The sequence below is a fragment of the Lentzea sp. NBC_00516 genome, from assembly GCF_036346835.1.
Lineage (GTDB): Bacteria > Actinomycetota > Actinomycetes > Mycobacteriales > Pseudonocardiaceae > Lentzea > Lentzea sokolovensis.
The window spans coordinates 9,567,402-9,579,335 of the sequence record NZ_CP107840.1 but is presented as its reverse complement, the minus strand read 5'-3'; the positions used below and the strand labels follow the sequence as shown (position 1 = coordinate 9,579,335).

10 protein-coding genes are annotated in these 11,934 nt (G+C 69.9%); 3 read left to right on the top strand and 7 right to left on the bottom strand.

Annotation, left to right across the window (positions count from 1 at the left end):
- Positions 1-14: 14 nt before the first annotated feature.
- On the top strand, positions 15-1,736 hold the full coding sequence (locus OG205_RS44690; RefSeq protein WP_330273788.1) for an ArnT family glycosyltransferase: 1,722 nt from the start codon (positions 15-17) through the stop codon (positions 1,734-1,736).
- On the top strand, positions 1,733-3,553 hold the full coding sequence (locus OG205_RS44685) for an ArnT family glycosyltransferase (protein ID WP_330273787.1): 1,821 nt from the start codon (positions 1,733-1,735) through the stop codon (positions 3,551-3,553). The genes OG205_RS44690 and OG205_RS44685 overlap by 4 nt, the downstream gene beginning before the upstream one ends.
- Before the next feature lie 3 nt (positions 3,554-3,556).
- Here the strand turns inward: OG205_RS44685 and OG205_RS44680 are convergent, their stop codons facing one another.
- The 3 genes from OG205_RS44680 to aspS form a co-directional block, all read right to left on the bottom strand.
- Positions 3,557-4,330 (bottom strand): SGNH/GDSL hydrolase family protein, encoded by a 774-nt coding sequence (locus OG205_RS44680; RefSeq protein WP_330273786.1) that lies wholly within the window; start codon positions 4,328-4,330, stop codon positions 3,557-3,559.
- A gap of 53 nt (positions 4,331-4,383) precedes the next feature.
- On the bottom strand, positions 4,384-5,556 hold the full coding sequence (locus tag OG205_RS44675; RefSeq protein WP_330273785.1) for a hypothetical protein: 1,173 nt from the start codon (positions 5,554-5,556) through the stop codon (positions 4,384-4,386).
- Between the two features lie 306 nt (positions 5,557-5,862).
- The gene (aspS, locus tag OG205_RS44670; RefSeq protein ID WP_330273784.1) at positions 5,863-7,674 is read right to left on the bottom strand and encodes an aspartate--tRNA ligase; all 1,812 of its coding nucleotides are present in this window, start codon (positions 7,672-7,674) and stop codon (positions 5,863-5,865) included.
- 120 nt (positions 7,675-7,794) lie between these two features.
- Here aspS and OG205_RS44665 point away from each other — a divergent pair, with 120 nt between their 5' ends.
- Positions 7,795-8,082: a hypothetical protein gene (locus OG205_RS44665; protein WP_330273783.1), complete on the top strand. Its 288-nt coding sequence runs from the start codon at positions 7,795-7,797 to the stop codon at positions 8,080-8,082.
- On the opposite strand, the gene OG205_RS44660 is transcribed toward OG205_RS44665, so the two are convergent.
- The 4 genes from OG205_RS44660 to OG205_RS44645 all read right to left on the bottom strand — a co-directional run bounded on the left by OG205_RS44660 (position 8,053) and on the right by OG205_RS44645 (position 11,875).
- Entirely contained in the window at positions 8,053-8,424 is a 372-nt protein-coding gene (locus tag OG205_RS44660) for a hypothetical protein (RefSeq protein WP_330273782.1), read from the bottom strand. The two genes, OG205_RS44665 and OG205_RS44660, sit on opposite strands and share 30 nt — an antisense overlap.
- Positions 8,421-9,452: a HEAT repeat domain-containing protein gene (locus OG205_RS44655; RefSeq protein ID WP_330273781.1), complete on the bottom strand. Its 1,032-nt coding sequence runs from the start codon at positions 9,450-9,452 to the stop codon at positions 8,421-8,423. Before OG205_RS44655 ends, OG205_RS44660 begins: the two co-directional genes overlap by 4 nt.
- 60 nt (positions 9,453-9,512) lie before the next feature.
- Entirely contained in the window at positions 9,513-10,682 is a 1,170-nt protein-coding gene (locus OG205_RS44650; RefSeq protein ID WP_330273780.1) for a S8 family peptidase, read from the bottom strand.
- Between the two features lie 119 nt (positions 10,683-10,801).
- Positions 10,802-11,875 carry a S8 family peptidase gene (locus OG205_RS44645; protein ID WP_330273779.1) on the bottom strand — a complete coding sequence of 358 codons (1,074 nt, stop codon included), beginning with the start codon at positions 11,873-11,875 and terminating at the stop codon, positions 10,802-10,804.
- Positions 11,876-11,934 lie beyond the last annotated feature (59 nt).

Here is an 11,934-nt window from a genome sequence, read left to right as displayed (position 1 = left end):
CGACTCTCGTCCCCATGAGACGAGAACGCCTGGCGCTGGCGGTCCTGCTGATCGCGACCGGCGCGCTGTACCTGTGGCGACTGGGGGACTCGGGTTGGGCCAACGCCTACTACTCCGCCGCCGCGCAGGCCGGTGCGACGAGCTGGAAGGCGTGGTTCTTCGGCTCGTCGGACGCCTCGAACGCGATCACCGTCGACAAGACGCCCGCCTCGCTGTGGGTGATGGGCCTGTCCGCGCGGCTGTTCGGCGTCAACGCGTGGAGCATCCTGGTGCCGCAGGCGTTGATGGGCGTGGGCAGCGTCTGGCTGCTGTACGCGACGGTGCGCCGCTGGTTCTCCCCCGCGGCCGCGCTGATCTCGGGGGCCGTGCTCGCGCTGACGCCGGTCGCGGTGCTGATGTTCCGCTTCAACAACCCGGACGCGTTGCTGGTCCTGCTGATGGTCGCGGGCGCCTACTGCGTGACCCGTGCCGTCGAGAACGCCAATCCCTACTGGCTCGCGCTCGCAGGCGTCGCGGTCGGTTTCGGGTTCCTCACCAAGATGCTGCAGGCGTTCCTGGTTCTGCCCGCGTTCGCACTGGTCTACCTGCTCGCCGCCCCGATCTCCACGGGCAGGAAGCTCCTGCACCTGGCCGGCGCGTTCGGCGCCATGGTCGTCGCGGGCGGCTGGTGGATCGTCGCCGTCGAGCTGACGCCGGACCGGCCCTACATCGGCGGATCGCAGACGAACAGCGTGCTCGAACTGACCCTGGGCTACAACGGTTTCGGCCGCCTGACCGGTGACGAGGTCGGCAGCGTCGGAGGTGGCCGCGGCTGGGGTTCCGCGGGTTGGGGCCGCCTGCTGGGCGCGGAGATGGGCAGTCAGATCGCGTGGCTGCTGCCGGCCGCGGTGGTGCTGCTGGTCGCCGGGCTGTGGCTGACGAAGGGCCGTGCCCGCACCGCACTCGCGTTGTGGGGAGGCTGGCTCGTCGTCACCGCCGGGGTGTTCAGCTTCATGAACGGGATCATCCACTCCTACTACACCGTGGCACTGGCTCCCGCGATCGCCGCCGTCGTCGGCATCGCCGCCACCGAACTCTGGGACCGGCGCAGCGAACCCGTTGCGGCAGCGGTGCTTTCGGGTTCCGTCGCGCTGAGCGCGCTGCAGTGCTACGTGCTGATCAACGAGTTCTCCACGCCCGTCGCGGTGCTGGTGCTGATGACGGGACTGATCGCGGCGGTCGGCCTGGTCCTGTCGATGCGCTGGGCCATCCCGGTAGCACTCATCGCCGCGTTGCTCGGCCCCACCACGTACTCCTTCGCCACCGTCACCACCCCGCACACCGGCGCGCTGCCCGTCGCGGGCCCGTCGAACGGCCGGATGGGCGGCATGGGCGGCGGACTGCTCGACGCGACGACCCCGGACGCCGAGGTCGTGACCCTGTTGCAGGACAACGCGGGCAGCTACAGGTGGGCCGCCGCGACGATCGGCTCCAACAACGCGGCCGGGCTCCAGCTCGCGAGCGGGCAGCCGGTCATGGCGCTCGGCGGCTTCAACGGCACCGATCCCGCGCCGACCCTGGAGCAGTTCCAGGAGCTGGTCCGAAGTGGACAGATCCACTACTACGTCGCGGCCGACCGGATGATGCAGGGCGAGAGCGGCAGCGACGCCGCCCACGACATCGCCGCGTGGGTCGCCGAGAACTACACCGCGACCACCGTCGCCGGTGCCACCCTCTACGAACTGGACGCGTCATGACCGCCACGCTCGCACCCGCGCCCACCGCTGCCCCGGCACCGGAACCACAACGCAAGCCGAAGTCGAAAACGGTGCACCGCATCGCCTTCCTCGGTCTGCTCGCCGGTACCGCCGTGCTGTACCTGTGGAACCTCACCGCGTCCGGCTACGGCAACGAGTTCTACGCGGCGGCCACCCAGGCGGCGTCGCAGAGCTGGAAGGCGTTGCTGTTCGGCTCGCTCGATCCCGGCAACACGATCACCGTCGACAAGCCGCCCGCGTTCCTGTGGGTCAGCGGCCTGTTCGCGAAGGCGTTCGGCTTCTCCAGCTGGGCCGTGCTCGCCCCGCAGGCGGTGGAAGGCGTTGCGGCGGTGGGACTTCTGCACGCGACGGTCAAGCGCACGTCCGGACCTGTCGCGGCGTTGTTCGCCGGTGCGGCCTTCGCGCTCACCCCCGTGGCCACGCTGATGTTCCGGTTCAACCTGCCGGACGCGTTGCTGGTGCTGCTGATGGTCGCGGCCGCGTACTGCACGGTGCGGGCGCTGGAGAAGGCGAGCCCGCTGTGGCTGGCGTTCGCGGGTTCGGCGATCGGGTTCGCGTTCCTCACCAAGATGCTGCAGGCGTTCCTGGTGCTGCCCGCGCTCGCGCTGGCCTACCTGATCGCGGCTCCCACCTCACCGCTCAAGCGGCTGCTGCACCTGCTCGGCGCCGGCGTCGCGATCGTCGTCTCAGCCGGGTGGTTCATCGCGCTGGTCGAGCTGTGGCCGGCGGACAGCCGCCCGTACATCGGCGGGTCGACCAACAACTCGTTGTGGGAACTGGCCATCGGGTACAACGGGCTCGGCCGCATCTTCGGCAGTTCCGGCGGTCCCGGTGGTGGCGGGATGGGCGGCAACGGCAACATCGGCTTCGGCGGCGAGACGGGCATCGGGCGGTTGTTCGGCGCCAGCATGGGCCCGGAGATCTCCTGGCTGCTGCCCGCCGCGTTGATCGGCCTGGGCGCCGGACTGTGGTTCCTGCGCCGTGCGCCCCGCACTGACCGCACGCGTGCGGCACTGGTGGTGTGGGGCGGCTGGGTGCTCGTGAGCGGCGCGGTGTTCAGCTTCATGAGCGGCATCACGCACCCGTACTACACAGTCGCTCTGGCGCCCGCGATCGCCGCGGTCGTGGGCATCGCCGGACGGGAGCTGTGGCGCGGCCGCGGCCACTTCCCGGTGCGGATGGCGTTGACGGCGATGGTCGCGGCCACCGGTGTGTGGGGCTTCATCCTGCTCGACCGCACGCCGGACTGGACGCCGTGGCTGCGCTGGGTCCTGCTGGCCGTCACCGCGCTCGTCGTGTTCGCGCTGGTGTTCGGCCTGAACGGACGCCGCTGGATCGCGGCCGCGCTGGTGGTCGCCGCGTTGCTCGGCACGTCCGGCTACGCGTTCGCCACCGCCTCGACGACGCACAGCGGGTCGATCCCGTTGTCCGGCCCGCGTTCCCAGCAGGGCGCCGGCATGGGCATGCGGGAAGGCGGTTCGTCGACGGAGGTCGTGCAGCTGCTGAAGGCCACGGACACCGAGTGGGCGGCCGCGACGACCGGCGCCCAGAGCGCGGCGTCGCTGCAGCTGGCGTCCGGGCGGTCGGTGATCGCGATCGGTGGCTGGAACGGCAGCGATCCCGCGCCGACGCTCGACGAGTTCAAGGCGCTCGTCGCGGAGGGCAGGGTGCGGTACTACGTCGAAGGTGGCGGCGGCGGACGAGGTGGCGGCAGCGAGATCGCCGAATGGGTCGCGGCGACCTTCCAGTCCACGACGGCGGGCGGCCAGACCCTCTACGACCTGACCACGGGCTGATCCTCAGAGACGGCCGGTGTCGGCGGGGAGCACCTCCCCCGGCACCGGCCCGATCGCCTCGGCCGGCTCGTCGGCCCACAACAGCGGAAGCAGGTCGGCTCCGCGCTTCCACAGCCACGGAACACCCTTGAGCATCAGCCACGCCATGTGGTGCCACACCGTGAGCTCGCGGCCGCCGGAGCACTCCAGGCTGACGTCGCCGAACTGGAGTCCGTCCGCGCGCAGTTCGGCCGCGAACGCCCGCGCCAGCATGCGGTGACCCCGCTCCGACGGGTGCAACCGGTCGACGGCCCACGTGTCCAGCTCGTAGGCGCCGGGCATCGTGTGCAGGTCGACGCACCGCACACCGTGCCGTGCGACCACGACGTCGACCACGCGGTTGTACTCGTCGATGCGGTCCTTGAGCACCCGCCGCAACCTGCCCGGCAGCTTGAACACGCGGCCCTGGTCGTGGAACCGCACGGTGACGACGGCGACCCCGGCCGCGGTCAGCTCACGGCAGACGTGGTCGAGGTCCTCGTACATCCGCCGCGCGGAGAAGTCGGACCGGAGCGTGTCGTTCACGCCGGCGATGACGACGGCCGCGCTGGGCCTGTCGCGCAACGCCTGCGGCAACTGGACGCGTCGGACGTCGGCCAGCCGGGCACCGGAGACGGCGTGGTTGCGATAGCCGTTGTCCGAGTAGGCGGACGAGAGGATCGGGCCGAAGCCACGCCATCCGCCGGGCACGAGGTCGCCGATCCCGACCGCCGTCGAGTCACCTAGTAACACCAGCACGCGGTTCAGGATCAGCCTGCCCGGTGAGCCGGGAATGACCGTGCGGGAACGGTTCAGCGAAATGCTGGGTAAAGCGGGAGTTCGAGCACCTCAGGGCCGTAGCGGTCGGCCAGTGCCCCGATCACCGCGTCGGCGTGCGACGCGACCGTCTTCTCGCCCAGCAGCAACGCGTCGGACCTCAGTCGGATCCACCGGCCGGTCAGCACGACACTGCGCGGCGGAGCGTTGACAACGTTGGGCATGGGCTTGGAGAGCGCTCGCCACGTCGCGAGCCACACCCACAGCAGCTGGGCTTCCAGCAGCCGCGGTAAGAACACCGCGTCGTCGTCCATCTCGGGCCACACCGACCCGACCTCTGCCCGCCAGGCGGCGACCATGGCCTCGGACATTCCCGGCGGCAGGCCCCATCCGCACCAGCAGGACGGGAACGGCACGCGCAGCGCGGCGGCGTCGAACACGATGTCGCGGACGCAGCCGCCCTCGAAGTCGACGAACCGGACGCCGCGCGAGGTGACCAGGTGGTTGTCCGGGCAGGACGTCGACGGGCTGAACGCGCGCCGCCGTGAGGTGCTGAACGCCCGCGCGGACTCCGCGGCGAACTCGATGGCCTGCGTGGACGTGCCGACGCCCAGGGTGGTCTCCAGCAACCCCGGTAAGCCCGCGATCGCCGCGTGCACGTCGACCGCGATCGGGTCCTGGCAGCACTGCGCGCCGGCCCGCCGCATCAACGCGTCGAAGTCCGCGTCACGGCCCGCCGTCGTGGCGTGCAGGCGGCCCATGGCGTGTGCCCACGAGAGCAGGCCACGTTCCGCGGCGCGCGCATCCGGCGCGTGCAGCTTTTCGGACAGCCGCGGCGCACGGCCCAGGTCTTCCAGCACGACCAGACGCATCGCCGCGTCGTGGGCGAAGAGTTCCGGGGTGGCGCGCTCTTCGGCCGGAAGCGCCGTGAGCAGCTGGTGGCTGACCGCCTCGTGCGCCCACGGGTCGCGGTCGCCGGTCCCTGCGGGATAGCGCTTCACGACCAGCGTGCGCGGCATGGAGAACGGCGAGGAGGCCACTCTTACGCGAATGACGACGGAACGACCGGTACCCCCGAGAGTCTCGGGGTCCGCGAGGCGCACCTGTGCGCCCAGTCTTCTGGTCAGTACGCGTTCAGCCGCCCCGACAGCGTCTGCGATCTCAGGTGAAGTCGTGTCGGGAGGGCCCGCGGTGATCTCCACGCTCATCCCCTCCGACCCTACTCCCCAAGTCCGTGAGCCGGACCGACGCTAATCGGGCCAGGCTGCGACCACCACTACTCGTTGATAACGGCTCGCGGTGTTTCCGGATCCCCCTCCGACGTGTGGACGTGTGGAAACACCTTCCGTTGCCCACTACGTGCCGATCAACCCGATCGATCGCCGCCCTTGGGTCAATACCGATCAAGTAGCTGCTCGATCGGGCGAACGGGTCTCATGTTCTGAGACGCTCGGAGGCATCCGGCAGGTTGCCTCCGAGCCGGCCACGTTCCGGGACACGCCGCCGAAAGATCGTTAAGCCTTCGACTCGGCCTTGTCGGCGGTCTTCTCGGCCGCCTTCTCCTGCGGCTTGGCGTCCACGCCGGCCTCCTTGCGCTGCAGCGCCGTGATGGGCGCCGGAGCGGCCGTCAGCGGGTCGTAGCCGCCGCCCGACTTCGGGAACGCGATGACCTCGCGGATCGAGTCGGCGCCCGCGAGCAGCATGCAGAGGCGGTCCCAGCCGAGCGCGATGCCGCCGTGGGGCGGGGCGCCGAACTTGAACGCGTCGAGCAGGAAGCCGAACTTCTCCTGCGCCTCCTCGGCACCGATGCCCATGACGTTGAACGCGCGCTGCTGCACGTCCGCGCGGTGGATACGAATCGAGCCACCGCCGAGCTCGTTGCCGTTGAGGATCACGTCGTAGGCGTAGGCCAGCGCGTTGCCGGGGTCGGACTCGAAGTTGTCGATCCACTCCGGCGTCGGCGAGGTGAACGCGTGGTGCAGCGCCGTCCAGTTGCCGCCACCGACCGCGACGTCGCCCGCGTCGAGCTTGTCGACCGACTCGAACATCGGGAAGTCGACGACCCACGCGAACGCCCAGGCGTTCTCGTCGATCAGGCCGACGCGGTGCGCGATCTCGACACGGGCAGCACCCAGCAGAGCGCGCGCGTCACGCGGGTCGCCCGCACCGAAGAAGATGCAGTCGCCCGCGTTGGCGCCGACGGCCTTCGCGAGACCCTCGCGCTCGGTGTCGGTGAGGTTCTTCGCGACCGGGCCGCCCAGCGTGCCGTCCTCCTGGATCAGCACGTAGGCGAGACCCTTGTGGCCGCGCTGCTTGGCGAACTCCTGCCACGCGTCGAGCGTGCGGCGCGGCTGCGAGGCACCACCCGGCATGACGACGGCGCCGACGTACGGCGCCTGGAACACGCGGAACGTCGTGTCCTTGAAGTACTCGGTCAGGTCGGTGAGCTCGAGCTCGAAGCGCAGGTCCGGCTTGTCCGAGCCGTACTTCGCCATCGCGTCGGCGTAGGAGATCCGGCGGAACGGCAGCGGCAGCTCGACGTCCTTGGTCTCCTTCCAGATCGCGGCGAGCAGCTTCTCGGTCAGCGCGATGACGTCGTCCTGCTCGACGAAGCTCATCTCGATGTCGAGCTGGGTGAACTCCGGCTGGCGGTCGGCGCGGAAGTCCTCGTCCCGGTAGCAGCGCGCGATCTGGTAGTAGCGCTCCAGGCCACCGACCATGAGCAGCTGCTTGAACAGCTGCGGCGACTGCGGCAGCGCGTACCAGGAGCCGGGACGCAGCCGCGCCGGCACCAGGAAGTCACGCGCGCCCTCGGGGGTGGAACGGGTCAGGGTCGGCGTCTCGATCTCGGAGAACTTCTCGCCGTGCAGCACCTCGCGGGCGATGCGGCTGACCTCGCTGCGCAGCCGGATGGCCTTGGCCGGGCCGCTGCGGCGCAGGTCGAGGTAGCGGTGCTTGAGGCGGGCCTCCTCGCCGGGCTCCACGTCGCTCTCGACCTGGAACGGCAGCGGCGCGGCCTCGTTGAGGACCTCGAGGTCGGTCACGTAGACCTCGATGGCGCCGGTGGCGAGGTCGGGGTTGTCACTGCCCTCGGGACGCTTGCTCACGTCGCCGGTGACCTTGATGACGTACTCGCTGCGCAACCGGTGCGCGCGCTCGGCCATCTCGCCCTCGCGGAACACGACCTGGGCCACACCGGAGGCGTCGCGAAGGTCGATGAAGATGACACCGCCGTGATCCCGCCGGCGAGCGACCCACCCGGTGAGGGTGACGGACTGCCCGGCGTGCTCGGCCCGGAGTGATCCGGCCTCGTGCGTGCGCAACACGGTGGTGGCTCCTTGTAGACGAAGTCAGCTTTGCCGTCAAGGCTAGCCGGAGCCACCGACAGATTTTCACGCAGGGCTTTTTCGCTGCGGAGATGATCTCCGTTGGCTAGGTTCCGCGGCATGCGGATCGCGGTCGCCCTGCTGGGCATGCTGGTGATGTTCGTGGCCGCCGTGGGCGTCCTCTTCTTCGGCGTCCTCGGCTTCACCCCGGTCAGAACGTGCACCGGCGCGTGCCACGCGCCCTTGCTGATCATCTTGGTGGGCACGGTGGTGATCGGCCTGTCCGCGACGTTCGCGACGTGGTTCCGCGCGCTGCGCGAGCCGCGCGCCTACTGCCCGTGGGTCGGCGCGGCACTGATGGTTCTGCTGTTCCTGGTATCACTCAAGATCGCGGAAAACGTCCTGTAACTCCGGTTTCGCCTTCTCCCAGGCGGCGTGCCAGCCGGCGTCGACCTGCTCGGCGTTCTCACCGTCGTCCGCGATCCGTTCGATCAGGTCCCGCAACCGCGCCCGGTGCTCCGGCGCGAGCGACGGCATCACCGCGACCAGGAACGGCAGCACCGCCGTGGCCGCGGGACACACGAAACCGCCTTCCTCGTGCACGGTCCTGTCCAGGTCCGTGACGGCCCGCGCGACCACCTCGGGATCCTCGGACGACAAGGCCCGCAGATGGCCTGGCGTGTCCAGCGCGGGACCGTAGGCGTGGTCGATCGAGTGCCACGCGACGTCGTCCAGCCCCTCCAGTGTCATCCGAGCTCCAGCAGCACCGACGTGGCCAGCGTCGAGACCTTCTGCCCCAACGACGTCACGCCGTGGTCGTGCACCCTCTCGGCGACGAGGTCCCGGTACTCCCGAGCCCCCGCGACGCCGGTCAGCCACACCGCGAACGCCCGGAGCCGCACGTCCGGATCGGCGATCCACACCGGCACGAACGGAACGACCAGCCCCACGTCGGTCGTGTCGCGTTCGAAGAGCCTGCGCAGGTAGTCGAGCGCCTCGGTCCGCCACGGCAGCACGTCCACCAGCGCCAGCACGAGGTCGATGCCGTCGAAGTCCTTGGGCCCCACCAGCCAGAGCACGTGCTCCAGCACCTCGTCGTAGCCCATCTCGAACGACCCGGTTGCCAGGAACAGCTCCAGGTCGCCGGTCAGCGCGCGCAGGATCACGTCGGCGTCGGGCCGGGTCGCCGCGGACACGAGCATCCGCACGAGCGGTTCGTCGTCCGCGACCGTCAGCTCCCGCAACCACGAGGCCGCCGCCTCGTCACCCCGCCCGGCGAACTCCGTGGCGACGATCACGACGCACAACCGCGTGGCCGGATCGACCTCCTCCTCCCACCGCCGGGACAGGGCGGGCAGCACGAGGGCACTGTCCCCGAGCCCCTTCCCCAGCATGAACAACACGCCCCGCCGCACCGCCGCCGAGCTGTGGTCGAGCAGGGCGAGCAACGCCGGTTTCGAAGCCTCCCAGGCGGGTGGCCAGCCGGGGTCGACGCCGTCGGAACCGCTGCCTCCGGCGACCGCGATCGCGCCGCACAGGTTCTCCAGCAGCCAGTCACGGCTCGGGGTGTTGTCGTGGGCGACGAGTTCCAGCAGGAACGGCCACGCCGCCGCGGTCGCCTCGCTGACCTCGGACTCGTCCCCGGTCAGGTGGCGCACCAGCTCCTCGTGCGGCTCGACGGACGTCCTGGCCTGCCTCAACAGCCTGGGAAGGTCGTCGGCGAACCCGTCGTGGCTCCGCAACCGGTACCAGTCGATCTTCTTCAGGCCGTCCACCATGGATCCAACAATAGGAAAAAGGGCCGCGACCGGAGTCGCGGCCCTTCACCCAGAGCTAGCTCACGCGGTCGGCGCGAGGTACAGCAGGCGGTTCGGCGAACCGGAGCCCGGGTTCGTCACCTTCGACGGCGTCGACTGCGCGACCAGGTACGAGGCGACCTGGGCCGGCGTCGCCGCGCGGTTCGTCGAGAGGTAGCGAGCGGCGGCACCCGCGACGTGCGGGGTGGCCATCGACGTACCGGAGATGGAGTTGGTGGCGCTGTCGGACGTGTTCCACGCCGACGTGATGGCCGAGCCCGGCGCGAAGATGTCCAGCACCGAACCGAAGTTCGAGTAGGACGCGCGGGCGTCGGTGCGCTCGGTGGCGCCGACGGTGATCGCCTCGGTCACGCGGGCCGGGGAGAACGTGTTGGCGTTGGCGTTGGAGTTGCCCGCCGCCACGGCGAACGTGACGCCCTTGGCGATGGCGTTGCGCACGGCCGTGTCGAGCGTGGCGTTGGCGCCACCGCCCAGCGACAGGTTGGCGACGGCCGGCTTGACGGCGTTGGCGCCCACCCAGTCGATGCCGGCGGCGACGCCCGCGAGGGTGCCGGAGCCCGCGTTGTCGAGCACGCGGACGGCGACGATCTTCGCGGCCTTCGCGACGCCGTACTGCGAGCCCGCGATGGTGCCGGCGACGTGCGTGCCGTGGCCGTTGCCGTCCTGCGCGACGTTGTCGTTGTCCACGAAGTCACGGCCGTTCGAGGCGCGGCCCCCGAACGTCGAGTGGCTGATGCGGACACCGGTGTCGATGACGTACGCCGTCACGCCGGAACCGGTCGAGGTGTAGCTGTAGGACTGGTTGAGCGGCAGGTTGCGCTGGTCGATGCGGTCGAGACCCCAGGACGGCGGGTTCGTCTGCGTGGCCTGCGTGTGGACGACCTGGTCGGCCTCCACGAACTCGACCGACGGGTCGGCCGCGAGGCGCTTGGCCTGCTTCTCCGTGAGCTTCACGTTGAAGCCGCCGAAGGTCTTGTACTCGCGCTCGACCGTGCCGCCGAAACGCGAAGCGAGGGCCTGCCCGTTCGCCTTGCCCTCCTTCAGCTTCACGATGAAGCTGCCGGCGATCTTCTCGGGTGCGTTGAGGGACAGCACCTCGCCTTCCGCGGCGGAGGCGTTGGGAACCATCAGAACCGACATGGCGAGAGTCGCCGCGCCGGCACCGGCGAGGAACCGGATCTTTCGCGTCATGAGTCGCTTTCCGTTCTTTGCAGGGGAACGAAGCGCTTTCGACGTTATGGAGAGATCCGGTTCCTGCCAAGGGTGTCTTAAGATTTAAGACGGGCTTGCATTGCCGGACATTTCACCTTTCACAGGGATGGCGGCCAGTAAAGGATACGAGTGACGGGTGGCGTCCCCGGAGTGCCCGTGGTAACCAGCGCGCGCTCGACCTGCGCGGGCGTGGCGGCACGGTTGCGTTCCAGGAACCTGGCCGCGACACCGGCCGCGTGCGGTGCGGCCATGGACGAACCGCTCAGCGTGTTGGTCGCCGTGTCGGAAGTGTTCCAGGCGGAGGGAATGCTCACGCCGGGCGCCCAGATGTCCACCAGGGGCCCGAAGTTGGACGACGAGGCCTTGGTGTCGTTCTGCGTCAACGCTCCCACGCAGATCGCCTGCGAAACCCGTTGCGGCGACGAGTTTCCCGGATCGGTGTTGCTGCCACCGGCCGCGACCGTGTACGAGACGCCGGAGTCGATCGACTTCTTCACCGCCGTGTCCAGCGCCGCGGAAGCGCTGCCGCCCAACGACATGTTCGCCACCGCGGGCTTCACGGCGTTGCTCGTCACCCAGTCGACGCCCGCGATGACACCGGAGATCGTGCCGGAACCGGACCCGTTCAGCACCCGCACGCCCCACACCGTGGCGTGCTTCGCGACGCCGTACTTGGTGCCCGCCGCGATGCCCGCCACGTGCGTGCCGTGACCGTTGTCGTCCTGCGCGATCGCGTCGTTGTCGACGGTGTCCCAGCCGTTGCGCGCACGGCCGCCGAAGTCCGCGTGCGTCACGCGAAGACCGGTGTCGATCACGTAGATGTTCACGCCACGGCCGGTGGTCGTGTACTCGTAGCGCTGGTCGAGCGGCAACGCGCGCTGATCGATCCGGTCCAGCCCCCAGGGCGGGTTGGGCTGGACGCTGTTGGCGTGCACGATCCCGTCACGCTCCACAGAGGACACGTTCGGATCGGCTTTCAGCGCACGGAGCTGCGCCGATGTCAGCCGGGCGCTGAAACCGTTCAGAACACTGGTGTACCGGTGCTCGACGGCACCGCTGAAGGACGACACAGCGCCGTCCTTCAGCACGACGATGTACGACGACGTGGCCGCGGACGCCGGGGCGACCACGACCGTTGCCGCGAGGGCGGCGACTGCCAGCAGGGCTCTCACGGGCAGACTTCCTTTCATTTGCAGGGAAAACGGCCCCGGCTCACAGGGAGCCGGGGCCG

Coding starts and splice junctions, on each gene's coding strand:
- OG205_RS44665 (WP_330273783.1), top strand. CDS start 7,795: ATGCGGATCGCGGTCGCCCTGCTGGGCATGCTGGTGATGTTCGTGGCC.
- OG205_RS44660 (WP_330273782.1), bottom strand. CDS start 8,424: ATGACACTGGAGGGGCTGGACGACGTCGCGTGGCACTCGATCGACCAC.
- OG205_RS44650 (WP_330273780.1), bottom strand. CDS start 10,682: ATGACGCGAAAGATCCGGTTCCTCGCCGGTGCCGGCGCGGCGACTCTC.
- OG205_RS44690 (WP_330273788.1), top strand. CDS start 15: ATGAGACGAGAACGCCTGGCGCTGGCGGTCCTGCTGATCGCGACCGGC.
- OG205_RS44675 (WP_330273785.1), bottom strand. CDS start 5,556: ATGAGCGTGGAGATCACCGCGGGCCCTCCCGACACGACTTCACCTGAG.
- OG205_RS44655 (WP_330273781.1), bottom strand. CDS start 9,452: ATGGTGGACGGCCTGAAGAAGATCGACTGGTACCGGTTGCGGAGCCAC.
- OG205_RS44685 (WP_330273787.1), top strand. CDS start 1,733: ATGACCGCCACGCTCGCACCCGCGCCCACCGCTGCCCCGGCACCGGAA.